This is a genomic window from Paraburkholderia dipogonis (assembly GCF_046027395.1).
GTDB classification, from domain to species: Bacteria; Pseudomonadota; Gammaproteobacteria; order Burkholderiales; family Burkholderiaceae; genus Paraburkholderia; species Paraburkholderia dipogonis_A.
The window spans coordinates 1-26,903 of sequence record NZ_JAQQEG010000069.1; the positions used below are offsets into that span (position 1 = coordinate 1).

At 63.2% G+C, this 26,903-nt stretch carries 21 protein-coding genes, 1 other RNA gene and 1 pseudogene; 11 read left to right on the top strand and 12 right to left on the bottom strand.

Going from position 1 to position 26,903, the window contains the following annotated elements; all coding sequences use genetic code 11:
* Nucleotides 1-498: 498 nt before the first annotated feature.
* A complete protein-coding gene (locus PQR32_RS39735; protein ID WP_408240662.1) occupies nt 499-1,215 on the top strand; it encodes a DUF2968 domain-containing protein in 717 nt (238 codons plus the stop codon).
* Nucleotides 1,216-1,307: 92 nt separating this feature from the next.
* Here the strand turns inward: PQR32_RS39735 and PQR32_RS39740 are convergent, their stop codons facing one another.
* Entirely contained in the window at nt 1,308-2,390 is a 1,083-nt protein-coding gene (locus PQR32_RS39740; RefSeq protein WP_408240665.1) for a hypothetical protein, read from the bottom strand.
* A 309-nt stretch (nt 2,391-2,699) separates the two neighbouring features.
* Nucleotides 2,700-3,224 (bottom strand): GNAT family N-acetyltransferase, encoded by a 525-nt coding sequence (locus tag PQR32_RS39745; RefSeq protein ID WP_408240668.1) that lies wholly within the window; start codon nt 3,222-3,224, stop codon nt 2,700-2,702.
* A gap of 303 nt (nt 3,225-3,527) precedes the next feature.
* On the opposite strand from PQR32_RS39745, the gene PQR32_RS39750 reads away from it, so the two are divergent.
* Nucleotides 3,528-4,829, top strand: coding sequence for an MFS transporter (locus PQR32_RS39750; protein WP_408240671.1), 1,302 nt, complete (start codon nt 3,528-3,530; stop codon nt 4,827-4,829).
* Nucleotides 4,830-5,052: 223 nt separating this feature from the next.
* On the opposite strand, the gene PQR32_RS39755 is transcribed toward PQR32_RS39750, so the two are convergent.
* Entirely contained in the window at nt 5,053-6,900 is a 1,848-nt protein-coding gene (locus PQR32_RS39755; RefSeq protein ID WP_408240674.1) for a tetratricopeptide repeat protein, read from the bottom strand.
* Between the two features lie 137 nt (nt 6,901-7,037).
* On the opposite strand from PQR32_RS39755, the gene PQR32_RS39760 reads away from it, so the two are divergent.
* The 3 genes from PQR32_RS39760 (at nt 7,038) to PQR32_RS39770 (ending at nt 10,246) form a co-directional block, all read left to right on the top strand.
* Entirely contained in the window at nt 7,038-7,397 is a 360-nt protein-coding gene (locus PQR32_RS39760; RefSeq protein WP_408240677.1) for an ArsR/SmtB family transcription factor, read from the top strand.
* The gene (locus PQR32_RS39765) at nt 7,394-8,374 is read left to right on the top strand and encodes a cation diffusion facilitator family transporter (RefSeq protein ID WP_408240680.1); all 981 of its coding nucleotides are present in this window, start codon (nt 7,394-7,396) and stop codon (nt 8,372-8,374) included. Before PQR32_RS39760 ends, PQR32_RS39765 begins: the two co-directional genes overlap by 4 nt.
* A 147-nt stretch (nt 8,375-8,521) precedes the next feature.
* Nucleotides 8,522-10,246, top strand: a complete 1,725-nt coding sequence (locus PQR32_RS39770) for an FAD-dependent monooxygenase (protein WP_408240683.1) — start codon at nt 8,522-8,524, stop codon at nt 10,244-10,246.
* Nucleotides 10,247-10,395: 149 nt separating this feature from the next.
* Here the strand turns inward: PQR32_RS39770 and PQR32_RS39775 are convergent, their stop codons facing one another.
* The 4 genes from PQR32_RS39775 to PQR32_RS39790 are packed head-to-tail and all read right to left on the bottom strand — an operon-like array spanning nt 10,396 to nt 15,663.
* Nucleotides 10,396-10,647 (bottom strand): formate dehydrogenase subunit delta, encoded by a 252-nt coding sequence (locus PQR32_RS39775; RefSeq protein WP_408240686.1) that lies wholly within the window; start codon nt 10,645-10,647, stop codon nt 10,396-10,398.
* A gap of 8 nt (nt 10,648-10,655) precedes the next feature.
* A complete protein-coding gene (gene fdhF / locus PQR32_RS39780) occupies nt 10,656-13,604 on the bottom strand; it encodes a formate dehydrogenase subunit alpha (RefSeq protein ID WP_408240689.1) in 2,949 nt (982 codons plus the stop codon).
* Nucleotides 13,605-13,618: 14 nt separating this feature from the next.
* Nucleotides 13,619-15,181: a formate dehydrogenase beta subunit gene (locus tag PQR32_RS39785; RefSeq protein WP_408240692.1), complete on the bottom strand. Its 1,563-nt coding sequence runs from the start codon at nt 15,179-15,181 to the stop codon at nt 13,619-13,621.
* Nucleotides 15,178-15,663, bottom strand: coding sequence for an NAD(P)H-dependent oxidoreductase subunit E (locus PQR32_RS39790; protein ID WP_408240694.1), 486 nt, complete (start codon nt 15,661-15,663; stop codon nt 15,178-15,180). The genes PQR32_RS39785 and PQR32_RS39790 overlap by 4 nt, the downstream gene beginning before the upstream one ends.
* A 134-nt stretch (nt 15,664-15,797) precedes the next feature.
* Between PQR32_RS39790 and PQR32_RS39795 the strand changes: the two genes are divergently transcribed.
* A complete protein-coding gene (locus PQR32_RS39795; protein ID WP_408240697.1) occupies nt 15,798-16,877 on the top strand; it encodes a substrate-binding domain-containing protein in 1,080 nt (359 codons plus the stop codon).
* Nucleotides 16,878-16,985: 108 nt separating this feature from the next.
* Nucleotides 16,986-17,252: a hypothetical protein gene (locus PQR32_RS39800; RefSeq protein WP_132373499.1), complete on the top strand. Its 267-nt coding sequence runs from the start codon at nt 16,986-16,988 to the stop codon at nt 17,250-17,252.
* A 107-nt stretch (nt 17,253-17,359) separates the two neighbouring features.
* Here the strand turns inward: PQR32_RS39800 and PQR32_RS39805 are convergent, their stop codons facing one another.
* The 5 genes from PQR32_RS39805 to ompA form a co-directional block, all read right to left on the bottom strand.
* A complete protein-coding gene (locus PQR32_RS39805) occupies nt 17,360-17,719 on the bottom strand; it encodes a COG4315 family predicted lipoprotein (RefSeq protein ID WP_012433989.1) in 360 nt (119 codons plus the stop codon).
* A 278-nt stretch (nt 17,720-17,997) separates the two neighbouring features.
* Nucleotides 17,998-18,367: a transfer-messenger RNA gene (ssrA, locus tag PQR32_RS39810) on the bottom strand.
* 116 nt (nt 18,368-18,483) lie between these two features.
* Complete coding sequence (locus PQR32_RS39815; protein ID WP_408240700.1) at nt 18,484-19,197, bottom strand: HAD family hydrolase; 714 nt, start codon at nt 19,195-19,197, stop codon at nt 18,484-18,486.
* A 31-nt stretch (nt 19,198-19,228) separates the two neighbouring features.
* Nucleotides 19,229-19,927: a bifunctional 2-polyprenyl-6-hydroxyphenol methylase/3-demethylubiquinol 3-O-methyltransferase UbiG gene (ubiG, locus tag PQR32_RS39820; protein WP_408240703.1), complete on the bottom strand. Its 699-nt coding sequence runs from the start codon at nt 19,925-19,927 to the stop codon at nt 19,229-19,231.
* Nucleotides 19,928-20,122: 195 nt separating this feature from the next.
* Nucleotides 20,123-20,770: an outer membrane protein OmpA gene (gene ompA / locus PQR32_RS39825; RefSeq protein ID WP_028200089.1), complete on the bottom strand. Its 648-nt coding sequence runs from the start codon at nt 20,768-20,770 to the stop codon at nt 20,123-20,125.
* 486 nt (nt 20,771-21,256) lie between these two features.
* Between ompA and gyrA the strand changes: the two genes are divergently transcribed.
* The 4 genes and pseudogenes from gyrA to pheA form a co-directional block, all read left to right on the top strand.
* A complete protein-coding gene (gyrA, locus tag PQR32_RS39830) occupies nt 21,257-23,893 on the top strand; it encodes a DNA gyrase subunit A (RefSeq protein ID WP_408216078.1) in 2,637 nt (878 codons plus the stop codon).
* A 123-nt stretch (nt 23,894-24,016) separates the two neighbouring features.
* On the top strand, nt 24,017-24,619 hold the full coding sequence (locus PQR32_RS39835; protein WP_408206778.1) for a DUF2059 domain-containing protein: 603 nt from the start codon (nt 24,017-24,019) through the stop codon (nt 24,617-24,619).
* A 308-nt stretch (nt 24,620-24,927) separates the two neighbouring features.
* Complete coding sequence (gene serC / locus PQR32_RS39840; protein WP_408240707.1) at nt 24,928-26,010, top strand: 3-phosphoserine/phosphohydroxythreonine transaminase; 1,083 nt, start codon at nt 24,928-24,930, stop codon at nt 26,008-26,010.
* A 64-nt stretch (nt 26,011-26,074) separates the two neighbouring features.
* A pseudogene (pheA, locus tag PQR32_RS39845) lies at nt 26,075-26,821 on the top strand (chorismate mutase); the annotation flags it as partial.
* Nucleotides 26,822-26,903 lie beyond the last annotated feature (82 nt).

The following is a 26,903-nucleotide window of genomic DNA, read 5'->3' on the forward strand; positions in this document are numbered from 1 at the left end:
GGGGGCCCCGCGGGGGGGTGGGGGCCCCCCCCGGGTGGGGGCCGCGGGGCCCCGCCTCTTGTGTTTTTCTCTTGCTGTTCTATTGGCTGGCTTCTCGCTCGCCTTTTGCATCAGTCTGCTGGTTCGTGCGGCATTCTAATTTTCGGAGTCGCGGGGACATCTCGTTATCGCGATAGATAGTCAGGAATGCGAGTTTTTTCTTGACCGGAGTGCGCGTATCTCACTAGCAGTCACTCTATCTCCATATTGCGAATCCGCTTACGGCCGAATTCGTACAACCCCAACGTAAATTCAGCGTCATCCGCACGAGACGGAACGCCGCATTTTCGTCTTATCCGAACGTGTTTATTTCGCGATAGATGGGCCGACTTGACCAAATCATTCGCTGGCGATTCATCTCGATTTAAAGTCCGTCCGCGTGGCATTTGAATGCTTCGCTTAAGGACGAATCCGCGCGATAATCTGCGGCTGTTTTGGATTCGCATGGAGCATGCACGTATGAAGTACCCCTTAATAGTACGGCGCGCCATGCTGCTCGCGACCTCGTGTGCGCTGTTGCAGCAGGGCGGTTTCGTACTGGCCGCGCAAAGCGACGAGGCCGCGCCGCTGGTCGGCACACGGCCGGCCATCAACACCCTCACGCCGCAGCCTGTCGCCGATGCGCTGCGCAACGCGGCATCAGCTACGTCGGCCACGGCCGGCGATGCGCAAGGCAATGTCGCCGAACTGATGCAGATGATTCACGACGCGAAGCTGAGCGAACTGCGCACCACGTATAACGGCAGTTACGGCGCCAGTCTGTTTTTCTATCCGCGGGAAATGACGTACTACGTCGCGTTATTTCAGGAAAAACATTTCTGGCGGGTGATCAAGTCCGAGGACGCGGCGCGCGCGGAAGCGATCTACGCGGGCTTTGCCCAGCAGACAGCGCAACTCGCGGATGTCGAGATTCGCCGCACGCAGTTGCAGGCGCAGAAGGCGTACATCGAAGACGTCATTGCAATGTCTGAAGATCGCGCGAAACGCTTGCAAGCCGATCTCGACGTGGCTCGCACCCAGCAGGCCAAGGTCAACGACTATCAGCGTCAAACGCAAGGCGAAGCGGCCGCGCTGCACGCGGACAAGGAAAGGGTGCAGGCGCAGTTGCGCCAGGTGCAGGGCGAAGTGATGCAACTGCAGCGGCAAACCGAAATGGGATTGCCGATTCAGAAGTAAATGCATGAACGCAACAAAGCCCGGTCACTCGTGAATTCGTGAATGGCCGGGCTTTTTTGTATTTACGCCACGTCTGTGTGGTCGTGTCGTGCTTACTTTGCGAATTGATCCGGAACGTCGGTCACGCGTCGCTGAGAAAGATGGTTCATCCATTCGGTCCCGCTGGTGCCGGACGCATTGTTTGGCGAGCCGGTGCGCGGCAGCGGCGCAAGATCGCGGACGTGCGTTGCAGCGGACATCGTTACACCCGCGTATTCGTCGACACCGAGCCGAGCCGGAGCGAGAGGCGAATAGGATCCGGCAGCCGACGGCTTCGGCGACACATTTGCCGCGACTTTCGGGATCGCGCCGCGTGCCACGTCATCGGCGATTGCCGCTCTGTGCGACGGTTGGTTTGCGACGGCGCGACTCGCGCCGCGCGGATAAATTTGTCCGGGTTGTGCGCCGCTCTTGTCGCGGACGAGCTTGCGGCGTTGTGAGGCGGGTCTTTCAGCGATGACGCGCGCCGGAGCTAAGCGCGATGCGGGCGACGAGATCGAAGCAGGTATCGATACTGACGCTGCCTTGGGAATCGACGCGGATGCCGACCTGGGCGTCGCGCTCGACAATGCGGGCGTTGAACCCGCGACTGCCGCAGACGCGCTTACCACAGCCGGTGGCTGAAATTTCGTCGATTGCGAGTCGAGCTCGTCCGAGACCTTGCCCGCGAAATCCACATGAGTGGCCGTGTCGCGATGCATCAGATGATCGAACCCAATCCACCCTAGCATCGCAGCGCCGCCGAGCACGCAGGCACCGCCCGCCAACGCACTCCAATGATGGCGGGACCCGCGCGCCGCCGTTGCATAGGCATGCAGCGGAACCGGCGGGACGGCCGGGGCGTCCGCGGCCATTTGCGCAGCAGCGTCGAATGGCTTTTCAAACACCGGAGCCGGCGCCGCAGCCGCGCGCTGCTCGTCCGACGGCGACCATCGGCAAAGCGAGCGAATGGCCTGATCGCTCATGCAGAACGTGCGCAGCATGGCGGCGTAGAGTGCCTTGAGTTCCGCCCGCAAACTGTAACCAGGCGGACGCAGCGCCCAGTCGCGGCCGAAGGACGCCGGCACATGACCGAGCGGACGCAGGCGCGGCATGGCCAGGTAGCCCTGGATCGGGGTGAAAGGAATGGTGGACATCGATCGTTTCCAGCGCCTTTTAAAGGGGCCGCCACTCGGCGGTCCCGGGATCTGCGGGGACTCAGGCCTCGGTGCGATGCGCGTAAAACGCCAGACATGCACGCCGTACGTCGCCGCCGAACACCCGCGTTGTCCTCTGGACAAGCACACGGGCGCATGGGCGCATGCGCGGGTCACTGTGAAGCCAGCAGGGTGCGGAGGATGATGCCGGGAAGCAGCCGACGCCGGGATCGGACGGTTCCGAAAAGATATGTCGATCCGTCCAGGATCGGTCAACCCTGGACGACGATCAGACAGGTGACGCTTGTCCTATCGATCGAGCCTGTAGACGTAGCGCAACGCTGTAATATCCACGCCGCCCATATGATCCGGTTCGGCGCCGACGAACTGCCAGCCTTGCCGTTCATAGAAGCCGATCGCCGGCGTATTCCCTTCGAGCACATACAGATAGAGCTGCGTCTCGCCCTGCGCGCGAGCCCAGTCCTTGGCGGCATGCATCAGCAGCTTGCCGACGCCGATGCCCTGATAGTTCGGCAGCGTGTGCAGGTTATCGAGCAGCACGCCCCACGCGGACTCCGGTTGACGTTCGACACAAACAAAACCCGTGGGCTCGCCCGCGAGTTCGGCGATCAGTACGATACGGCGTTCGCCGCCGGGCGCGCTCAGGCGCGCTTCCCAATAGGCTGCGCGCTCGTGCGTGACTTCGCCGTCGAGAAATGCGTCGGGCAACAGGCTGCGATAGGTGGCCTGCCAACTGGTGCTGTGGATCGAAGCAATGAGCGCGGCATCCGCGAGAGTCGCGGGGCGCAGCGAAAGAGCGGGGGTGGTTCGCATCGGGGTAGTGATCAACGGAAATGCCTGACTGCAAATGTTAGCGCGACGATCGGCCATTCTGTGTAAGGAAACTGTATGCATTTCGCGACAGCGACTTCAACGGTAACATTACGTGGAGCGGCCACCGTACGAGTCACAACGTTTACCCTGATACCGTGGCAATGCGTTCAGCATGAAAATGCAGCGCCCCCGGGCGCGTTCTCCTGTAGCCGTCCGAGGCATCCGCTTGCCGAACGCGGTGGATCGTTTCAACTGCCTGCCGTCGCCGATTCCTGCGTGGCGACAGGCTCATCAGAGAATGTCATGTCTACTGCGACACACGCTACTTCCACATCGCAAGAATCCAAAGTCAAGACAGTCTTCCGCGTTGTCAGCGGCAACTTTCTTGAGATGTACGACTTCATGGTCTACGGCTATTACGCTTCGGCGATCGCCAAGACCTATTTCCCGAGCGGCAACGAATTCGCCTCGTTGATGCTGTCGCTGTCGGTGTTCGGCGCGGGCTTTCTGATGCGGCCGCTCGGCGCGATCGTCCTCGGCGCTTACATCGATCATCACGGCCGGCGCAAAGGCCTGATCCTCACGCTCGGCTTGATGGCGCTCGGCACGCTCACGGTCGCATCGATTCCAGGTTACGCGACAATCGGCTTACTGGCGCCAGTGCTCGTTCTGGGCGGCCGGCTGTTGCAAGGATTCTCCGCCGGGGTCGAACTGGGCGGCGTGTCGGTGTATCTGTCGGAGATCGCCACCAAGGGCAACAAGGGCTTCTACTGCGCGTGGCAGTCGGGCAGCCAGCAGGTTGCCGTGGTGTTCGCCGCGCTGATCGGCGTGTTCCTGAACAAGCTGTTGCCGGCTGACCAGATGAACGCCTGGGGCTGGCGCGTGCCGTTCCTGATCGGCTGCCTGATCGTGCCGTTCCTGTTCATGATTCGCCGTTCGTTGCAGGAGACCGAAGAATTCAAGGCGCGCAAGCACCATCCGAAGATGGGCGAGATCATGAGGACGATGGCCGCGAACTGGGGCATCGTGCTCGGCGGCATGGGCATGGTGATCATGACCACCGTGTCGTTCTACATGATCACGGCGTACACGCCGACCTTCGGCAAGGAAGTGCTGAAGCTGTCGTCGATCGATACGCTGGTCGTCACGGTTTGCATCGGTCTGTCGAATCTGGTCTGGCTCCCGCTCGCGGGCGCGTTGTCCGACCGTATCGGCCGGCGTCCGGTGTTGCTGGTGTTCACGATCCTGACCATCATCACCGCGTATCCGGCGCTGCAATGGCTGGTGGCGGACCCGTCGTTCGCGCGTCTGCTGGAGGTCGAACTGTGGCTGTCGTTCCTGTACGGCAGCTATAACGGCGGGATGGTCGTGGCGCTGACCGAAGTCATGCCGGTCGAAGTGCGGACCGCCGGGTTCTCGCTTGCCTATAGCCTCGCGACGACGATCGGCGGCTTCACGCCGGCAATCTCGACGTTGTTGATTCACTCTACCGGCAACAAGGCGGCACCGGGTCTGTTCCTGGGTGTGGCGGCGATTTGCGGGTTGATTGCGACGTTGGTGCTGTATCGCACGCCGGAAGCGCGCAATCAATATCGGACGGCGTGAGCTTCACCGGTCACCATTCGTTCGGGCAAATAAAAAACCCCGCGTTCTTACGAACGCGGGGTTTTGTTTTTTGCGCGGGCGGCGACGGCTGATTTCGCCGGGCAGCGTGCGCGCTAGCCCTTCCGCAGTTCGTTCGCCACGGCCCCGATTCGCCAAATGGCGTGCGCGCTAGCCCTTCCGCAGTTCGTTCGCCACGGCCCCGATTCGCCAAATGGCGTGCGCGCTAGCCCTTGCGCAATTCATTCGCCACGGCCTCGACGACGTCGCCCCACGCGCCAGGTTGCGGCTGACGCAGCAGCGTCGCACCCGGATACCAGGGGCTGCGTGTCTCGCCCGCAAACCAGCGCCAGTCCGCCGCGAACGGCAGCATCAACCAGAGCGGCTTGCGCAACGCGCCGGCCAGGTGCGCGATGGACGTATCGATCGACACCACCGCGTCGAGCCGTTCGATGATCGCCGCCGTGTCCGCGAAATCGCCGATTCGCTTGTCGAAGCAATGAATCGACGCCGCACGCGGATGCGCGTCGAGCGCCGCGCGTTCGTCGGCGCTCAACTCGGGCTGCAGCACGATCCAGTCGATGCCTTCAAGTGCGAACAGCGGATCGAGCGCGGCGAGCGGCATCGAACGCGTTTCGTTTTGCTGGATGCGTCCCGACCACGCGATGCCGATCTTGCGCTTCGCCTGGCCGCCGAGCGAGCCGCGCCATTTGCGGCCATAGGCGCTCGGCACGCTGAGGTAGGGTGTGCGCTCCGGAATGGTGTCGAAGGTCGTGCCGAGTGCGAGGGGCAGGCTCAGCAGCGGGCATTGCAGATCGGCGGCGGGGCGCGGCGCGCCCTGGGCGATCAGCGTCACGCGCCAGGCTTGCGCGGCAGGGGCCAGCAAGGGCAGCAGTTGCGGCTGCACTTCGAGCACGACGCGCGCCGCGCGCTGCGCGGCGAGCGGGACGAAGCGCACGAATTGCAGCGTGTCGCCGAAACCCTGCTCGGCGTGGACCAGAAGCGTACGTTGCGCGATCGGCTCGCCGTGCCAGCGCGGCAGCGTCTGGATCACCGGCTGCGCCATGGTTTGCAGGCGCCATTCGTACTCCGGCAGCCCGCGTGCGAAGTCGCGCAACGCGAGCCACGCGAGCGCGCGGTTCATGTGCGCGGAGGCGAGGTCGGGGCGCAGACGCAGCGCCTGATCGAAGGCGCGCACGGCGGGACCATGCGCGCCCAGCGCCTGGTGCGCGGTGCCCAGACTCAGCCACGCGAGCGCGAATTGCGGATCGAGACCGACCGCGCGCTCGAGATACGGCAGCGCCTCGGCGTGGCATCCCAATGCCGCGAGCGCGTTACCCATGCCGAAGATGGCCGGCGGCAGGTTCGGCTGCAAAGCCAGCGCTGCCCTGAACGATGCGACCGCTTCGGCATGGCGGCCGGTGGCGTCGAACGTATTGGCGAGATTGAAGTGCGCGGCGACGAAGCGCGGCTCGGCCGCCAACGCCGTCTCGAAACACGGGACCGCTTCTTCCGCGCGACCGAGCGCGTTCAGCGACATGCCCATGTTATTGAGCGCGCCGGCGTGGCCGGGACGCAGTTCGAGCGTGCGCCGGAACGCGGCGATGGCTTCCGTGTGGCGTCCGAGCGCGTGTAGCGCGTTGCCGAGGTTGTTATGCGACGAGGCGTCGTTCGGTTGCAGGCGCAACGACCTTTCGAACGCGTCGGCGGCGTCTTCATGACGGCCCGCGGCGGCGTACGCGTTGCCCAGGTTGTAGTGCGCCATCGGGAACGACGGCGCGAGCGTCAGCGCATTGCGGAACTGTTCGATGGCGTCGTCGATCTGGCCCAGCGCTTTCAGCGCGTTGCCCAGGTTCAGTTGCAGCGCGGCGTCTTCCGGGCGCAGGTTCACCGCGCGCCGCACGAGCGCGGCGGCTTCGGCGTGCTGGCCCTGCTGGTGGCGCAGGACGCCCAGCAGGTGCAACGCATCGACGTGCACGGGATTGCCGTCGAGCGTCGCGCGGTAGCCGCGTTCGGCGTCGTCGAGGCGGCCGTCACGATGCGCCGCGAAAGCGCGGTCAAATACAGGTTGCATGACGGGGGATGGCATTCGGGTGAGGCAGAGGCCGCATTTTCCCACACTCGCCGGACCGCACTCCGATTTGACCGGTTGTCTCGATATCTATAACATATGAATACATGTTCATATGTTCTTCCGCAGTGCCGCCTGCCATGGCTTTTTCATTCGCGTCCGCCAGTTCGTTTGCCAGTTTTGACGATCGTTCGGTCGACACCATCGTGCCGCTCGCGGACCTGTTTCGCCTGCTCGGCGACCCGACGCGGTTGCGCATCGTGCTGGCGTGTCTCGACGAGCGGCGCGCGGTCGGGGCGATCGCCGAGGCGCTGGGTTTGTCGCCGTCGCTGGTGAGCCATCATTTGCGGCTGCTTCGCGCGGCGCGAATCGTGCGCGCGGAGCGGCAGGGCAAGCAGGTTTTCTATCTCGCCGCCGACCGCCATATCAGCACGATGCTGGCCGGCATGCTCGAACATGTGGCCGAACCCGCCGGCGATGAATCATTGGACCCGTCATGAAGAAAAACGACCACGACCACGAAGGGCATGGCCACATCGGCCATGAGCATGCGCACAGTCACAGCCACGCCGGCCATCACCACGCTCACGCCCCCGTCGCAGGCCACGGCCGCGCGTTCGCGCTAGCCGTCGTGTTGAACATCGCCATCGTGATCGCGCAAGCCGTCTACGGCGTACTCGCCCATTCCACCGCGCTGCTCGCCGACGCTGGCCACAATCTCTCCGACGTCCTCGGCCTGCTGCTCGCCTGGGGCGCCGCCTGGCTCGCCACGCGTCGTCCGTCGGCGCGCTACACGTTCGGTTATGGCAGCTCGTCGATCCTCGCCTCGCTCGTCAACGCCGGGCTGTTGCTGTTCGCGTGCGGCGTGATCGTCGCCGAAGCAATCGGGCGGCTGATGAATCCGGCGCCGGTGGCGGGGCTCGCGGTGTTCGTCGTCGCGACCGTTGGCGTGGTGGTCAACGGGATTTCCGCGTGGCTCTTCATGCGCGGGCAGAAGGAAGACCTGAACATTCGCGGCGCCTTCCTGCACATGGCGGCGGATGCCGGCATCTCGGCGGCGGTCGCGGTGAGCGGCCTCGTGATTCTCTACACCAACTGGACGTGGCTCGACCCGGTCATGAGCCTGCTCGTGGTGGCGGTTGTGGTGGTCGGCACGTGGGGCTTGTTACGTGATTCGGTGCGCCTTGCGCTCGACGCGGTGCCGCCCGGCGTCGATCTGCAAAGCATCCGCGACTATCTGGCGGGGCAGCCCGGCGTCGTCGACGTCCATGATCTGCACGTGTGGGCCCTGTCGACCACCGGCAATGCGCTCAGCGCGCATCTGGTGATGCCGGCCGGCCACCCCGGCGACGAGTCGCTCGACGGCATTGTCGTCATGCTGCGCGAACGTTTTTCGATGCAGCACGCGACGCTGCAAGTCGACCTCGGCACCACGAACCATCGCTGCGCAATGGATCACGCGCCGCACGCACATTGAGGCGAACCGGAGCTCACAGCAAGTCCACAACAAGCCCAAGCCAATCGCGTGATTGATGCAGCGCACCGTCAGCGCGCTGTCGGCGGCGCTCCAGGGCGACTTCCTCCGGGCGTACACTAGAACGCATTGTTGTTTCCGGAGTTCCGCATGGACGCTGCCGCAAACGATGCGTCGCCGGTGCTGATCGTCGGGGCTGGCCCCACCGGGCTCGCCGCTGCGATGAGTCTGGCGCGTGCCCACATCCCCGTGCGTCTGATCGACAAAGCCATGCAACCGAACCCGTATTCGCGGGCCATCGGCATCCAGGCGCGCACGCTCGAGTTGCTCGAGCAGCATCGGCTGGTCGAACCGTTTCTCGAACTCGGCCATCGCGCGCGCATCGCCAATCTGTTTTCGAACGGCATGCGTCTCGCGCAACTCGATTTCGATCCGCTACACACGCGCTATCCGTATCTGCTGTTTCTCGATCAGTCCGTGACTGAGCGGTTGCTGACGGAACATCTCGCGACGCTCGGCGTGACGGTCGAGCGCGGCGTCGAGCTGACGATGTTCGCGCAAGGCTCCGCCAGCATTCAGGCGACGCTGCGCCGCGCGGACGGCCACACGGAGACGATGCGTCCGTCGTACATGATCGCTGCCGACGGCGCACATAGTGCGATCCGTCACCGGCTAGGTCTGAGCTTCGAAGGCAAGACCTTTGAGCAGACTTTCCTGCTCGCCGATCTGCACGCCGAAACCGATTGGCCCGAAGACGAGTTCCATATCTTCGCGTCCGGCGAAGGACTGGTGGCACTGTTTCCGATGGGCCACGGCCGGCATCGTCTGATCGCGGATCATGCGCTCGAGCCTGCCGCGGTCGCGCCATCCGCGACGCCTGCGGTGTTGGGCGAACCGCCGTTGAACAAGGTGCCGGCGCCGTCGCTCGAGGAATGCAAGGCGCTGATCGCGAGGCGCGTGCGCGAGCGGGTCGACGTGTCGGATCTGGCGTGGTCCTCGTATTTCCATGTGAACAGCCGCATGGTGGACCGGTTGCGCGTCGGCCGCATCTTCCTCGCGGGCGACGCCGCCCATGTGCACAGCCCGGCCGGCGCGCAAGGCATGAACACCGGCATTCAGGAAGCGTTCAATCTCGGCTGGAAGCTGGCGCGCGTCTTGAAGAGCGCGGCGCCGGATCGCCTGCTCGACACCTATCACCTCGAACGTCATCCGATCGAACGCGACGTGCTGCGGCAGACCGGTTTCATCACGCATATGGCCGAGGCCGATCACGGACCGCTCAAGCTGCTGCGCGAACGCGTGATGCCGGTCCTCGCCGCGCTGGGTCCGCTGCGCGACGCCGCGCGCGCCACCATCAGCGAGTTGTCCATCCAGTACCGGCGCAGTCCGCTGACGCTCGAACGCGTGCTCGACGGCGGCCCGCGTGCCGGCGAGCGCGCGCCCGACGCACTGGTGCATGTGGTGGACGGACCGCTCGGCCGTGCGCCTGGTGTCGGCTGCATTTTCGACCTGCACGATCCGGCGTTCTTCTCGCTGTTCCTGCTGGTGCCGCCGCTGCCCGTCGACGAAACGCCGCTCGATCCGGCGGCGAAACATGCGCCGCCGCCGGACGCGGAAATGGAGCGCGTGGCGGCGGAAGTCGAGAGATTGCTGCCGGGTGCGGTGCGCATCTGGCGCATCACGGATACCACCGGCGATGGCGGCCCGGCGCTCTCCGAATCGTACGGCCGCACGCGGCCGTCGTTTTATCTCGTGCGGCCGGACGGCTACATCAGCGCGCGCGGGCGCACCGGCTCCGATCTGCACGGCCTGTTGCGGCATTGCGAAGCCTGGTTCACGGTGAATGGCGAGATACCGGAGCAGGCGGCCCTGTGACGCGGGCCGGCTGTCGAGCCTAAGCGGTAAGTGCAGTGGTGCGCGGTGAGTGGAGCGTTGCGGTCGCGGCCCAGTACACCATCATTGGTGCGACCTGGCTTACGCGCGCGAGCGCGCGGCCAGGCTGCACCGCCGCAGCCGCCGCGTGGCTACACCGTCGTGGGCGCAGCCGGCGTCAGTTGCTCGCGATGTTTGACGAGCGCTTCCTCGACGATGCTCGACATCTCAATGCCGCTCGCATCCGGCTCATCGAGCGCCGCCAGCAACGCGCGCCGCATGCGCGGTTCCCAGAAGCGTCGGATATGGTCGGCAATACCGGCGAGCGCTTCCTCGCGGTCCGGCATCGAATCGAAAAAGTCGCCGATCCGGTTGGCCATGTCGATCAGGTTCTGATTGTCCATGCCTGACCTCACTTGCCCGATGTCGCGTTGGCCAGCTCGCGCTGCTTCAGCAGATCGAGCTGTTCGGTGTTGAAACGCGAATAGTCTTTCTGCCATTGCGACGGCTGTTCGACCGGCATCACCTGCACCGCGGTCACCTTGTACTCCGGACAGTTGGTCGCCCAGTCCGAGCTATCGGTGGTGATCACGTTCGCGCCTGATTCGGGGAAGTGGAACGTCGTATAGACGACGCCCGGCTGCATACGCTCGGTCACCTTCGCGCGCAACACGGTTTGTCCCGCGCGCGATTCGATGCCGACCCAGTCGTCGGTCTTGATGCCGCGTTCTTCGGCATCGTGCGGATGCACTTCCAGCCGGTCTTCGTCGTGCCAGCGCGAGTTCTCGGTGCGGCGCGTTTGCGCGCCCACGTTGTACTGCGACAGGATGCGGCCCGTGGTGAGCAGCAGCGGGAATTTGCGCGTGACTTTCTCGGGCGTCGCGATGAACTTCGTAATCACGAACTTGCCCTTGCCGCGCACGAACGTGTCGATGTGCATGGTCGGCGTGCCGTCCGGCGCATCTTCGTTGCACGGCCACTGGATGCTGCCCATCTCGTCAAGCTTCTTGTACGAGACGCCGTGGAAGGTCGGCGTGAGACGCGCGATCTCGTCCATGATCTGCGACGGATGCGTGTAGTCCATTTCATAGCCGAGCGCGCGCGAGAGCATCACCGTGACTTCCCAGTCGGCGTAACCCGGCACCGGCGGCATGACCTTGCGCACGCGCGAGATGCGGCGCTCCGCGTTGGTGAACGTGCCGTCCTTTTCGAGGAACGACGAACCGGGCAGCAGCACGTGCGCATACTTGGCGGTCTCGTTCAGGAAAATGTCCTGCACGACGATGCATTCCATCGACGACAGCGCCGCCGACACGTGATGCGTGTTCGGATCCGACTGCACGATGTCTTCGCCCTGGCAGTACAGACCCTTGAAAGTGCCATGTACGGCGGCGTCGAACATGTTCGGAATGCGCAGGCCGGGTTCCGGTTGCAGCGTGACGTTCCAGGCTTCTTCGAACAGCGTGCGCGTGATCGTGTCGCTGATGTGGCGATAGCCCGGCAGCTCGTGCGGGAACGAGCCCATGTCGCACGAACCTTGCACGTTGTTCTGACCGCGCAGCGGATTCACGCCCACACCTTCGCGGCCGATGTTGCCCGTCGCCATCGCGAGGTTGGCGATGCCCATCACCATCGTCGAACCTTGCGCGTGTTCGGTGACGCCCAGGCCGTAATAGATCGCGGCGTTGCCGCCGGTCGCATAGATGCGGGCCGCTTCGCGTACCGATTGAGCCGGCACGCCGGTCACAGCCTCGGTTGCCTCCGGCGCGTTCTCCGGCAGTGCGACGAAATCGCGCCATTGCTCGAACGCGCGCGTTTCGCAGCGCTCGGCGACGAACGCTTCATTGACCAGGCCTTCGGTGACGATCACGTGCGCCAGCGCATTCACGACGGCCACGTTGGTGCCCGGCCGCAATTGCAGATGATGCGACGCCTTCACGTGCGGCGTATCGACGATATCGATGCGGCGCGGATCCACGACGATCAGCTTCGCGCCCTCACGCACACGGCGTTTCAGACGCGAGCCGAACACCGGGTGGCCGTCGGTCGGATTCGCGCCGATCACCATGATCACGTCGGCTTTATCGACCGAGGCAAAGGTCTGCGTGCCCGCCGATTCGCCGAGCGTGGTCTTGAGTCCATAGCCTGTCGGCGAGTGGCAAACGCGCGCGCAGGTGTCGACGTTATTGTTGCCGAACGCGGCACGCACGAGCTTTTGCACCAGATACGTTTCTTCGTTCGTGCAACGCGACGACGTGATGCCGCCGATCGAATCGCGGCCGTGTTTCGCCTGAATGCGGCGGAATTCCGACGCCGCGTACGTGAGCGCTTCTTCCCAGCTCACTTCGCGCCAGGGATCGGTGATCTTCGCGCGGATCATCGGCTTGGTGATGCGGTCCTTGTGGGTTGCGTAGCCCCAGGCGAAGCGGCCCTTCACGCAGGCGTGGCCTTCGTTGGCCTGGCCGTTCTTGTGCGGCACCATCCGCACGACCTCGTTGCCCTTCATCTCCGCCTTGAACGAGCAGCCGACGCCGCAATACGCGCACGTCGTGACCACTGAATGCTCGGCCTGGCCAAGCATGATGACGGTCTTTTCCTGCAAGGTCGCGGTTGGGCACGCGGCCACGCATGCGCCGCACGATACGCATTCCGATTCCATGAACGGCACGTTTTCGCTGGCCGCCACGCGCGATTCGAAACCACGTCCGGCGATGGTCAGCGCGAACGTGCCCTGCGTCTCTTCGCACGCCCGCACGCAGCGATTGCAGACGATGCACTTGGACGCGTCGTAAGTGAAGTAAGGATTCGATTCGTCTTTCTTGTCCTTCAGGTGATTCGCGCCGTCGAAACCGTAACGCACTTCGCGCAAGCCGGTAACGCCCGCCATGTCCTGCAGTTCGCAGTCGCCGTTGGCGGGGCAGGTGAGGCAGTCGAGCGGGTGATCGGAGATGTACAACTCCATCACATTGCGGCGCAGCGACTGCAGACGATCCGTTTGCGTGCGCACCTTCATGCCGGCTTCGACCGGCGTCGTGCACGAAGCGGGATAGCCTCGCTTGCCTTCGATTTCAACGAGACACAGACGGCATGAGCCGAACGGTTCCAGCGAATCGGTCGCGCAGAGCTTCGGCACGTTGACGCCCGCTTCGACGGCGGCGCGCATCACGGACGTGCCGGCGGGAACGGTGACGCACTGGCCGTCGATTTCGAGCGTGACGTCGACATCGGCGTGGCGCTCGGGTGTGCCGAAATCGGTGTCGTCGAAGAAGGAACGGGGCGCACGCTGTTGCTGAGCCTGCGATTTACACGCGCAGTTGCCTGAGCCGCAGCCGCCAGTGGGAGAGTTGAGCAGGTCGGACATGGTGGGCTCCTGGGTCAGGCCGCTTTCGGCGCGTGATGAGATACGTCGGCGAGACCGAAGTCTTCGGGGAAATGATCGAGCGCGGACAGCACCGGGAACGGCGTCATGCCGCCCATCGCGCAAAGCGAACCGGACACCATCGTGTCGCACAGATCGCGCAGCAACTGCACCTGGCGTGTGGACGTATCGCCGTTGCGAATCCGGCCGATCACTTCGACGCCGCGCGTCGAGCCGATCCGGCACGGCGTGCATTTGCCGCACGATTCGAGCGCGCAAAAGTGCATGGCGTACTGCGCGAGTTCGGCGAGATTCGAGGTGTCGTCATGCACGACGAGGCCGCCGTGGCCCACGACCGCGCCGACTGCCGCGTACGCCTCGTAGTCCATCGGAATGTCCCACTGGCTTTCCGGCAGATACGTGCCGAGCGGGCCGCCCACTTGCACCGCGCGCGCCGGCCGGCCGCTCGCCGTACCGCCGCCGTAGTCGTAGAGCAATTCGCGCAGCGTCACGCCGAACGCGAGTTCGACCAGACCGCCTTGCTTCACGTTGCCCGCGAGCTGGAACGGCAGCGTGCCGCGCGAGCGGCCCATGCCGAAGTCTTTGTAGAACGCCGCGCCGCGCGCGAAGATGATCGGCACCGTGGCGAGCGTGATGACGTTGTTGATCACGGTCGGCTGACCGTACAGACCGACGAGCGCCGGCACCGGCGGCTTGGCGCGCACGATGCCGCGCTTGCCTTCGAGCGATTCCAGCAGCGCCGTTTCCTCGCCGCACACGTAGGCGCCGGCGCCTTTCGCGACGAACAGTTCGAAGCGATGCGTTGTCGAGAGCACGCTGTCGCCGAGCCAGCCGGCGGCGCGTGCTTTGGCGATGGCCGCTTCGAGCGTCGCGATCGAATGCGGATACTCGCTGCGCACGTAGATATGGCCGACCGTCGCGCCCGTCACGACGCCCGCGATGATCATCCCTTCGATCAGCATGTACGGATCGCTTTCCATCACGAGGCGATCGGAGAAGGTGCCGGAATCGCCTTCGTCCGCATTGCAGACGATGTACTTCTGCGCCGCCTTCGCGCCACGCACCGTGCGCCATTTGATGCCGGCCGGGAAGGCCGCGCCGCCGCGGCCGCGCAGGCCGGATTCGATCAGGGCTTCGCAGGCGGCGTCGCCGTCGGTTTGCAGAGCCTGGCGCAAGCCTTCGAGACCGCCGTGCGCGACGTAGTCGTCGATGGAAAGCGGATCCGTGATGCCGATGCGCGCGAAGGTCAGGCGCTGTTGCTTCTTCAGATACGGAATGTCGTCGACCACGCCGACGCGGTTTGCGTGCGCTCCGCCTTCAAGTACGCCGGCATCGAACAGCGCGGCGACGTCGCTTGCTTCGACATTCGCGTAGCCGATGCGGCCTTCAGGCGTTTGCACTTCGACCAGCGGTTCGAGCCACAGCAGACCGCGCGAACCGTTGCGAACCAGTTCGACTTCAACGCCGCGGTGGGCGGCTTCGGCTTCGATCGCCTGAGCGAGCGCATCAGCGCCGAGCGCCAATGCCGACGAATCGCGGGGAACGTAGATGCGCGTCATGCCGTCACCTCCACACACTTGCTGGCGGCCGCGAAGATCGCGTCGAATTTTTGCGGCGTGACTCTGGCGTGCAGCGTGCCGTTGAGCATCAGCGCCGGGGACAGCGCGCATTGGCCGAGGCAATACACCGATTCCAGTTCCACCGTCGCGCCGTGCTGGTGTTCGGCGTCGAAGCGGCAGCCGGTGTGCGCCTCGATATGCTGCGCGAGGGCTTCGGTGCCCATGCTGCGGCAGGCTTCCGCGCGACACAGTTGCACGGTGACGGCTGCGGCCGGCTGCGTGCGGAAGTGATGGTAGTAAGTGATCACGCCGTGCACTTCCGCGCGCGACAGGTTCATCGCGCGGGCGAGCGGTGCGACTGCGGCGGGTGGCACGTAACCGACTTCGTCCTGAATCGCATGCAAAACCGCTAGCAACGACACGCCGGGGTGCGCGTGACGCTGCACGAGTTGATCCGGTGCGATGGCGATGGAATCGTCCAAGTGGGGGCTCCTCCAAAGTCATATATGCACTTGTTATTCATAATGCGTGCACTTATGCTTTGTTTATTCGATATGGGATAGCCGAACAATAGGCGGGCGATTCAGCCGATGCAATAGGAAAGAGTTGAACATATATGATCAGAATCGAGTGTCAGGCGCAACTGGTGGTGAAGGGTCTGGACGGCCGCGAGGCAAGCCTGTCGGACGTGGTGCCGTTGCTCGCGCTGGTGGATGAATCCGGCAGCATCGCGCAGGCGGCGACGCTTAAGGGTTTGTCCTACCGTCACGCGTGGGGTTTGTTGCGCAGTATCGAGGAGCGTTTGGGCGGTCCGCTGATCGCGAAGGAGCGCGGCCGCGGCTCAGTGCTCTCCGAACTCGGGCAAGCGGTATTGCGTGCGCAGCGTCTGTGCGGCGAGCGGCTCGACGGCAACATGCAGGCGCTCGCCAGTGAAGTGGCGAGCGATCTGAACCGCTGGCTCGCCCCGCCCGCCGACGACGTGCGCATTTTCGCGTCGCACGGTTACGCGGTGGCCGCGCTCGTGACAGCGCTGGTCGCCAACGATCTGCCGGTCGACATCAAGTATCGCGACAGCGCGGACGCCGTCAGCGCGCTCGCGCGCGGCGAATGCGATCTGGCCGGCTTCCATTTGCCGCTCGGCGAGTTTCGCGCGGCATGCGCGGATGCGTATCGGCGCTGGCTCGATCCGCAGCGTCACGTGCTCGTGCATCTCACGCGCCGCAAGCAAGGGCTCTTTCTCGGCAAGGGCAATCCCAAGGGAATCGCCGGCCTCGGTGATCTCGCGCGTGACGACATCCGTTTCGTGAATCGACAGCCCGGCTCCGGCACGCGCATGTTGCTCGATCTCGCGCTACGGAAAGTCGGGGTCGATCCGGATCGGGTCAATGGTTATGCGTCGGCCGAACTCACGCATTCGGCGATTGCGGCGTTCGTCGCGAGTGGCATGGCCGATGTGGGTTTCGGCGTGGAGCCCGCTGCGCATCACTTCGGTCTCGACTTCATTCCGGTCGTCGACGAAGACTATTACTTTGCCTGCGACCGCGCGCGCCTCGAACGTGCGCCGCTCGCGACGGTGCTCGATTTGCTGCGCGGCAGCGCGTTTCGCCATAATGTCGATCAGCTCGAAGGCTATGATCCGCACGACTGCGGCAAGGTGGTCGATCTCGAAGAAGGCTTGGGCGAAGCGGTGGCGTAAGCAGCGGTAAACGTCAGGCTGAGTTTGGCGCTGCGTATGGCGTCCGTTTGGGATACTCTCTAAGCTTCCGCTTCCGCCTTAACCGCGCGTTACGTCGCGCCGATCGATATGAAAGTCATTCTTCACGCATGTGCTGCCGTTGCGACCGCTGGTGTGCTCCTCGCCACCGCGTCAGTTGCTTTCGCACAGAATTCGCCGGGTGTTCCGGGCGGCATTCTGCAAGATCAGTTCCGTCTTGCAGAGCATCCGCAAATGCCGTTTGCGGCGTCGGCGCCCACGGATAAATACCAGACCGGCAAAAAATCGGCCATGCGCAAGCGAGGCGATATGGGCGATCCGAATGGCTGCAATCTGCAGTGCCCTAAAGACGAATAAGCGGACGCGCGTGTCCGTTGTTAGTGCGACGCCGGCGTTCTGCCGGCGTCTTCCGTTTGGCTCTCAGGTTCAGCTTGGCGTTGTTGTTGTTGGCTCGCGGCGCGCGCTTAAGGCTTTGCCGTGTGCCACATGTCTTTGAAGCCTTCTCCCTTCATGTCTCCCGCCTGCTTGTCCGCCGCGTAGCGATACAGCGGATGGCCTTTGTACGCCCATTGCGGCTTGCCGTCTGCACCAGTGATCACGGTCCAGTCGCCGGACGGTTTGTCCGATGCGCTAGCCGTGGCCGCGGGCCAGTAGTTCATGCAGCCGCCGGTGCAGGCGCTCACGCCGGGTGTGGTGTCCTTGTCGAAGGTATAGAGCGTCATGCCGTCTGCACTAACGAAGCGCCCGTCGACGATTTTCGGTGCTTCGGCGAAAGCGCTTTGTTGCAGCGCGAGGAGGGCGAGGCAGAAGAGAGTCTTGCGCATGATGTCGGCTCCTGATTTTGGTGTTGGTCTCACGCGAGGCACGGCGTGCGCGCGCGTGAGGATCAAACGACTGAGCGGGTGCCTTTATTCCAATCACTTCTTCTTCGCGAGAGGATTGGGATAGGGTCCGTCAGGGAACAGCGCGGGGATGAGATATGAAAAGGATAGTGCCGGAAAGCGCGCAGCGGGAAGGACGCAGGGGATAAGAAAAAACCCGCAAGCAGCAGGCCGCTTACGGGTTTCCGGTGAGACTTGATGGTGTGGCGTGAAACATGTTCTGGTGGAGGCGGCGGGAATCGAACCCGCGTCCAGAAGCACTCTACGACTAGTTCTACATGTGTAGTTCTGTCTTTTGATTTAACCATAGTGACGCGGACGAACACGCTGCACTACGGCGATTCACTAGGTTTTCGACCCGGATGTCGTGACACCACCAAGGCTTAACTGACGTATATGACCTCTGTCGGTATTGCTACCGGTCTTGCGACTCTAGCCCGTCAGTGAACTAGGCAGAGGACGGCGGCCCTTAGGCTGCCAGTGCGAACGTTTCGTCGTTTGCAGTTACGTTTTTCCCGCTGATTTACGAGGTGACGGGGCCTCGACATGCCCTAGCCGCTTCGCAACCCCTGTCGAAACCAGGTCGCCCCCGCGGTTCGTTGCTCAAGTTTCTGAGCCAGAGGCAGATTTTACAATAGATTAACGGCCACGTCCTGACTCATTGGTGCGGCGGGCGCGGCGGCCTGGCTTTGGCCGCCGCCTGCGCTTCAGCCGAGGTCGCGCAGCAGCCTCTGCAATTCAGCCGGCGACTGGACGACGTGTTGCGCGTGCCATTGGGTCGGCGGAATATCGTTGCCGCAGTAGCCATACGCCGCCGCGACCGTCTTCATGCCCGCGGCGAAACCCGCCTGCACGTCGCGCAGATCGTCGCCGACGTAGACGATGCGCTCCGGCACCACGTCCAGTTCACGCGCGGCGTGCAGCAGCGGCGCCGGGTGGGGTTTCGAATGCGGCGTGGTGTCGCCGCTCACGACACAACCGGCGCGCTCTTCGAGACCGAGTTGCGCGATCAGCGGCTCGGTGAGCCGGGCCACCTTGTTCGTCACGATGCCCCAGCGCACGCCGCGTGCGTCAAGCTCGTCGAGAAGTTCGGGAATGCCTTGAAACAGCGTGGTCTCGATGCACAGGTCCGCTTCGTAGTTGGCGAGGAACTCCTCGCGCATCGACGCGAACTCGTGACTATCGGGGCCGATCCCGAACGCGCCGCCGATCAGCCCGCGTGCGCCCGCGGACGCAAGCGGGCGCAGATCTTCAAGCGGCACCATCTCGAGCCCGCGATCGTGGCGCATCTTGTTGACGGCGGCCGCGAGGTCGGGCGCCGTGTCGGCTAGCGTGCCGTCGAGGTCGAACAGGACAGCCTGGCAAAGACCGAGTGCGTCTTCGTTGTCTTCGCGTTGGGGCAGGGGCGTGGGATCGCTCATTGATTCGATAGGTCCGGCAGGTCGGGGCGGATCAGACGTCGCGTCGGCAGGCGAGCATGTAGTTCACGCTCGTGTCGGCGGACAGCGTGAAATGCTTGCTGAGCGGGTTATAGACGATGCCTTTGATATCGGCCGTGCGCAGGTCGGCCGCGCGCACGAAGCTCGCCAGTTCCGACGGGCGAATGAAGCGCGCGTAGTCGTGCGTGCCCCTAGGCAGCATTCGCGCGATGTATTCGGCGCCGATCACGGCGAACAGGTACGACTTCACGTTGCGGTTTAGCGTGGAAAAGAACACCCAGCCGCCGGGTTTCACCAGCGTCTTGCACGCCTCGACGATGGCAGCAGGCTGAGGCACGTGCTCCAGCATTTCCATGCAGGTCACGACGTCGTACGTAGCCGGCTCGCGGGCGGCGAGCGCCTCGGCGGCGATTTCTTCGTAATCGACGGTTACACCACTTTCAAGGCTGTGAAGATCGGCCACGCCCAAAGCCTGGGTCGACAGGTCGATGCCCTTCACGTGCGCGCCCAAGCCTGCCATCGACTCGGACAGAATGCCGCCGCCGCAGCCGATATCCAGCACGGTCTTGCCCGCGAGATGCGCGTGCGTGTCAATCCAGTTCAGGCGAATCGGATTGAGCTCGTGCAACGGTTTGAATTCGGCATTCGGGTCCCACCAACGATGCGCGAGGTCGCTAAATTTCTGCAGTTCGTGGGGATCGGCGTTGGTCATGGCGGAAGCTGCCTCGAAGAAAGCGGTGAGCGGGCGCTCGAGGATAAACCCTGAGTATATAGGTCGAGGGACGGGGCGGCAAAATGCCGCCCGCTCGAGGTCCAGCCCGGTTCCCATGCGCGGCGTCGCGCGAGTGGCCGGACATAAAAAAAGCCCCGCCGAAGCGGGGCTTTGATACTGCGGTAGTTTTGTAGCTTACTGCTTCGAAGTACCGACAACTTCGACTTCCACGCGACGATCCGGTGCGAGGCAGGCGATGAGTTGCTTGTGGTTCTTCTGGTTGCAACCGGTCGTGACCGGGTTGCGCTTACCCTTGCCTTCCGTATAGATACGGTTGGATTCGATGCCCTTGCTGACCAGGTATGCCTTCACAGCTTGAGCACGGCGCAGCGACAGACGGTCGTTGTACTTGTCCGAACCGATACGGTCCGTGTAACCCGTTGCGACGACGACTTCCAGGTTCAGCGCGCCGATCTTCGATGCCAGATCGTCCAGCTTTTCCTTGCCAGCCGGCTTCAGGATTGCCTTGTCAAAGTCGAACAGTGCGTCAGCTTGATACGTAATCTTCTGGCTCGTAATAGCCGGTGCAGGTGCGACCGGAGCCGGCGGAGTCGGAGCTTGAGCAACCAGAGCGCCATCGCACTTTGCGTTGGCCGTTGCCGGCGTCCAGAATGCATCGCGCCAGCACAGCTCGTTCGTGCCGTTCATCCACACGTATTCGCCGGTACCATTCACCCAGTTGTCGTTCGTAGCTTGTCGCGACGCCGGCACCGACTGTGCCATGGCAGATGCAGCCATAACCGCGGTAGCTGCAATGAACGCGAGCTTTGAAAGTTTATTCATATTTCTCCTCTCGAAATTGAGATTACCGCAGGTTTACTGCGAGCCTGTTGACGAAGACAAGTCATACATTGCTCGAAGTATAACATCGGTGTAGAACAAAAAACGTGCTGTGTAGACTTCGAGCAGTGTCTAACTCTTTGTGCGTTGGCATTTTGCCATATCGTTCCCTTCCAACGATAAAAAAATCTGCCCCCCATCAAATCACCCTCCAATTGTGGTGCATGCGCAACAAAAGCAATTCCCTGGAGGCTCCGCCAGTCATGGCTGAGCGGCGAATTGCCCCACGCACGAATCGAGCCTGATCCGTCTCGAAAATGGGCGCCCAGGAACGCTTCTCGTGCGTCCCACTAATAGGTATACGTAGGTACGCCGGGAGCGGATTCGCGGCATGTTAGAATCGCGTGATGCGTTGCGCCTGCAATGCTTACGCGAAGGCGCGGCGAAGTGAAGTTAAGCCGTCGTCTTGGCACGTAAAAGATACGGATAATGGATCAATTCGCCAAAGAGACTCTGCCAATCTCCCTAGAGGAGGAAATGCGCCGTTCGTATCTCGATTACGCGATGAGCGTGATCGTGGGGCGTGCGCTTCCCGATGTTCGCGATGGCCTGAAGCCGGTGCACCGGCGCGTGCTGTACGCGATGCACGAACTGAACAACGACTGGAACCGGGCGTACAAGAAGTCGGCGCGTATTGTCGGCGACGTCATCGGTAAGTATCACCCGCACGGCGACACGGCTGTTTACGACACCATCGTCCGGATGGCGCAGGACTTTTCGCTGCGCTACATGCTGGTGGACGGTCAGGGCAACTTCGGCTCGGTCGACGGCGACAATGCCGCGGCAATGCGGTACACCGAAATCCGCATGGCGAAGATCGGCCACGAACTGCTGGCCGACATCGACAAGGAAACGGTCGACTTCACGCCAAACTACGATGGCAGCGAAAACGAACCGGCCATCCTGCCGGCGCGCATTCCTAATCTGCTGATCAATGGCTCGTCCGGCATCGCGGTCGGCATGGCGACCAACATCCCGCCGCACAACCTCAACGAGGTTGTCGACGCTTGCCAGCATCTGCTCAAGAACCCCGAAGCCACGATCGACGAACTGATCGAGATCGTTCCGGCGCCCGACTTCCCGACCGCCGGCATCATCTACGGCGTGGCCGGCGTGCGCGACGGCTATCGCACCGGCCGCGGCCGCGTCGTGATGCGCGCGCTCACGCACTTCGAGGAGATCGACCGCGGCCAGCGCATGGCGATCATCGTCGACGAACTGCCGTACCAGGTGAACAAGCGCTCACTTCTGGAGCGCATCGCCGAGCTGGTCAACGAGAAGAAGCTCGAAGGCATTTCCGACATCCGCGACGAGTCCGACAAGAGCGGCATGCGCGTCGTGATCGAGCTCAAGCGCGGCGAAGTGCCGGAAGTCGTTCTCAACAATCTGTACAAGGCGACCCAGCTTCAGGACACCTTCGGCATGAACATGGTCGCGCTGGTCGACGGCCAGCCGAAGCTGCTGAACCTGAAGGAAATGCTGTCGTGCTTCCTGTCGCATCGCCGGGAAGTGCTGACGCGGCGCACTGTATACGAACTGCGCAAGGCGCGCGAACGCGGCCACGTGCTCGAGGGTCTGGCGGTCGCGCTCGCCAACATCGACGAGTTCATCGCGATCATCAAAGCCGCGCCGACTCCGCCGATCGCCAAGCAGGAATTGATGGCGCGTCCGTGGGATTCGTCGCTGGTGCGCGAAATGTTGTCGCGCGCCGAGACGGAAAACGCGACGGCGGGCGGTCGCGAAGCCTATCGTCCTGACGGATTGAATCCGTCATTCGGTATGCAGTCCGACGGCCTCTACCGTCTGTCCGACACCCAGGCTCAGGAAATTCTGCAGATGCGTCTGCAACGCCTGACCGGCCTGGAGCAGGACAAGATTATCGGCGAGTACCGCGAAGTCATGGCGCAAATCGCCGACCTGCTGGACATCCTGGCTCGTCCAGAGCGCATTACGGCGATCATCGTCGACGAACTCACGTCGATCAAAGCTGAATTCGGCGACGCGCGCCGCTCGAAGATCGAGCTGAACGCCACCGAACTGAACACCGAAGATCTGATCACGCCGCAAGAGATGGTCGTGACCATGTCGCACGCCGGCTACGTGAAATCGCAGCCGCTGTCCGAATATAGTGCGCAGAAGCGGGGTGGCCGCGGCAAACAGGCCACGGCGATGAAGGAAGACGACTGGATCGACACGCTGTTCATCGCGAACACGCACGATCACATTCTGTGCTTCTCCAATCGCGGCCGCGTCTACAGCGTGAAGGTCTACGAAGTGCCGCAAGGTTCGCGGAACTCGCGTGGCCGTCCGATCGTGAATATCTTCCCGCTTCAGGACGGCGAGAAGATTACGGTTGTCTTGCCGGTGAAGGAATTCTCGGCGGACAAATTCGTCTTCATGGGCACCGCGTTAGGAACCGTAAAAAAGACGCCGCTGGAAGCCTTTGGTCGCGTGTTGCGCAAGGGTATTATTGCGGTCGGCCTGGATGAGGGCGACTACCTGATCGGCGCCGCCATTACTGATGGCCAGCACGACGTCATGCTGTTCTCGGATTCGGGCAAGGCGGTCCGCTTCGACGAGAACGACGTGCGTCCGATGGGCCGTGAAGCGCGCGGTGTGCGCGGCATGCAGCTCGAAGACGGGCAGAACGTGATCGCGCTGCTAGTGGCCGGCGACGAGCAGGAGTCGGTGCTCACTGCAACCGAGAACGGCTTTGGCAAGCGCACGCCGATCACCGAGTACACCCGTCACGGTCGCGGTACGAAGGGCATGATCGCAATCCAGACGTCGGAGCGTAACGGCAAGGTCGTCGCCGCCACGCTGGTGGATCAGGAAGCGCAGATCATGCTGATCACCAATACCGGCGTGCTGATCCGTACGCGGGTGTCGGAAATTCGAGAAATGGGACGCGCAACCCAAGGTGTTACACTCATCAGCCTTGACGAAGGGACCAAGCTTTCAGGTCTGCAACAGGTCGCTGAGGCGGAAGCAGAAGGTGATGCTGAAGGCGACGCCGAAGGTCCCGCAGAAGGTGACAACGGTGGCGAAGAGGGCGGTGCGGCCTGACTCGCGTCAGCGTCTTACAGTCTCAGTGATTAGTTGAAAGCTGCGCCGGGAATAATGGCGTGTCGGGCTGATACGTATCCCGCGCGGCTTGCTGCTCAAGTTCATTTCTATTAGGGAGTAATGATGCAAAAACGATTCAAACAACTGATGTTGCTGGCTGCCCTCGTGCCGACCTTTGCCATGGCTCAAGCGCTTCAAAGCCAGGCTCCGGCGGCTCCGGCTGCTGCCGCAGCACCGGTTGATCCGGCCAAGCAGGCTGCAATCAAGGACCTGTTGGACGCAATCGACGCGCAGAAGCTCGTCGGCGCGATCGGCAACAGCGCCCAGATGCAAGCCAAGCAGCTGGTTCCGGCAATCCTGTCGGACGCGCTGAGCGAAAACAAGACGATGACGGACAAGCAGAAGCAGGCTTCCGTCCCGACGCTGCAAAAGAACGCAGTGCCGAAGCTGGTTGACGGCGCAGGCCAGGTGTTCGCCACGGACAGTTTCCGTCAAGACGCCATGCAAGCTCAGTACGACGCTTACGCGAAGTACTACAGCACGTCGGAAATCAAGGATCTGACGGCGTTCTACAAGAGCCCGACCGGCCGCAAGTTCATCCAGGTGCAAGACCAGGTGGGCCGCGACGTCGTGAACGGCTTGATGCAAAAGTACATGCCGCAATCGATCAAGGCAACGCGTGACCAGGCCGACAAGGAAGTCGCGTCGGTCAAGCCGGCCAAGTAAAGCCAATTAGTCAGCCCAAGGTCGAAAGGCTGCGTTGACATCGCGCCAGCCGCAGCCCGGCAGGCCCGCCTCGTAGGCCGATGGCGCGCCGGGTTTGGCGGCTTGGCAGTGACAATGCGATAATGGTCGTTTGCGCACACGCGCAGACGGCCATTTTCTTTTTCGGCGCGAAATGGCCCGAAACCCGCGTCAGAAAATCGCGCCGGCAAAGTCGGGTTGTCAGCTTGATGGTGGTTGTTCGGCCGGCTGCCAACTTCACCGAACTTTGCGCGATCTTCCTTTTTTGCGCCTGCTTCCAGGATCTCACGATGCGCGTCTTTAATTTCTCCGCCGGCCCTGCGGCCATGCCCGAAGAAGTGCTGCGTCAAGCCGCCGACGAAATGCTCGATTGGCAGGGCAGCGGCATGAGCGTGATGGAAATGAGCCATCGCGGGAAAGAGTTCATGTCGATCCACGAGGAGGCGCTCGTCGATCTGCGCGACTTGCTCGAGGTGCCGGCGAGCCATCGCATCCTGTTCCTGCAAGGCGGCGGTCTCGGCGAGAACGCGATCGTGCCGATGAATCTGATGGGTGCGAAACCGCGCGCGGATTTCATCGTGACGGGTTCGTGGTCGCAGAAGTCGCTGAAGGAAGCTCAGAAGTACGGCACGGTCCATCTGGCGGCGAGCGGCCAGACGGCCGACGGTTTTACCCGCGCGCCCGCGCGCTCGGAATGGCAACTGTCGGACGACCCGGCCTACGTGCATCTGTGCACGAACGAGACGATCCACGGCGTCGAGACGTTCGAGATTCCCGATCTCGGCGATATTCCGCTGGTGGCCGACGCCTCGTCGCACATCCTGTCGCGTCCCATGGACATCGCCAAATACGGCGTGCTGTTCGGCGGCGCGCAGAAGAATATCGGCATGGCCGGCGTGACGGTGGTGGTCGTGCGCGAAGACATGCTGGATCGCGCGCAGTCGATCTGCCCGTCGGCGTTCGAATGGAAGACCGTCGCCGAGAACAATTCGATGTACAACACGCCGCCTACTTATGCGATCTACGTCGCCGGGCTGGTGTTCAAGTGGTTGAAGAAGCAGGGCGGCCTTACCGCGATGGAAGCGCGTAATCTCGAGAAGTCGAAGCTACTGTACGACGCGATCGACTCGAGCAGCTTCTATCTGAACAAGGTCGAACGTGGCTCGCGCTCGCGGATGAACGTCCCGTTCTTCCTCGCGGACGAGTCGCGCAACGAAGATTTCCTGGCCGGCGCGAAAGCGCGGGGAATGGTGCAGCTAAAGGGCCACAAGTCCGTCGGCGGCATGCGGGCGTCGATTTATAACGCCGTCCCGCTCGAGGGCGTCAAAGCGCTTGTCGAATACATGAAGGAATTCGAACAGCGCAGCGCCTGAGCCACACTGACTAGCAGGCGCGCGCATCCTTTCCAGCAGTTACCCGGCAGGGCCGTTTTCACGCATGGACGACGAACTCAATACCCGACTCAAACCCCTTCGCGAACGCATCGACGCGCTCGACGCGCAGTTGATCGCGCTTCTCAACCAGCGCGCCGCGGTGGCGCTCGAAGTGGGCGAGGTCAAGAAGCATTTCAACGCGCCGGTGTTCCGGCCCGAGCGCGAACAGCAGGTGATCGCACGTCTGCAGGACATGAGCGAAGGGCCGCTCGCGAGCGAGCATATCAGCGCGATCTGGCGCGAGATCATGGCGGCGAGCCGCGCGCTCGAGAAGACCATCAAGGCTGCGTACCTCGGCCCGGTTGGCACTTACAGCGAACAGGCGATGCATGAGTACTTCGGTCAGTCGATCGAAGGCCTGCCGTGTCCGTCGATCGACGAAGTCTTCCGCTCGGTCGAGGCCGGCGCTGCGGAATTCGGCGTCGTGCCGGTCGAGAATTCGACCGAAGGCGCGGTGTCGCGCACGCTCGATCTATTGCTGCAAACGCAACTCACGATCGGCGGTGAACTCGCTTTACCGATCCACCACAATCTGTTGACGCTGAACGGCGGCCTCACCGGCGTGACGCGCGTGTGCGCGCATGCGCAGGCGCTCGCGCAGTGTCAGCGCTGGCTGTCGACCAACGCGCCGCATCTGGAGCGCCAGGCCGTGTCGAGCAACGCCGAAGCGGCACGCATGGCGGCGGAGGAGCCGACCGGGGCGGCGCGCGCCGGCGCGCGCGCGGCGACCCATTACGGCCTGCAAGTGGCCGGAGGGGGGCGCCCGGCCGCGCCCCCCCACAGGTTTCGCTAATCCCCCCACCCCCCGCCCCCCCACCCCCCCCCCCCCGCCG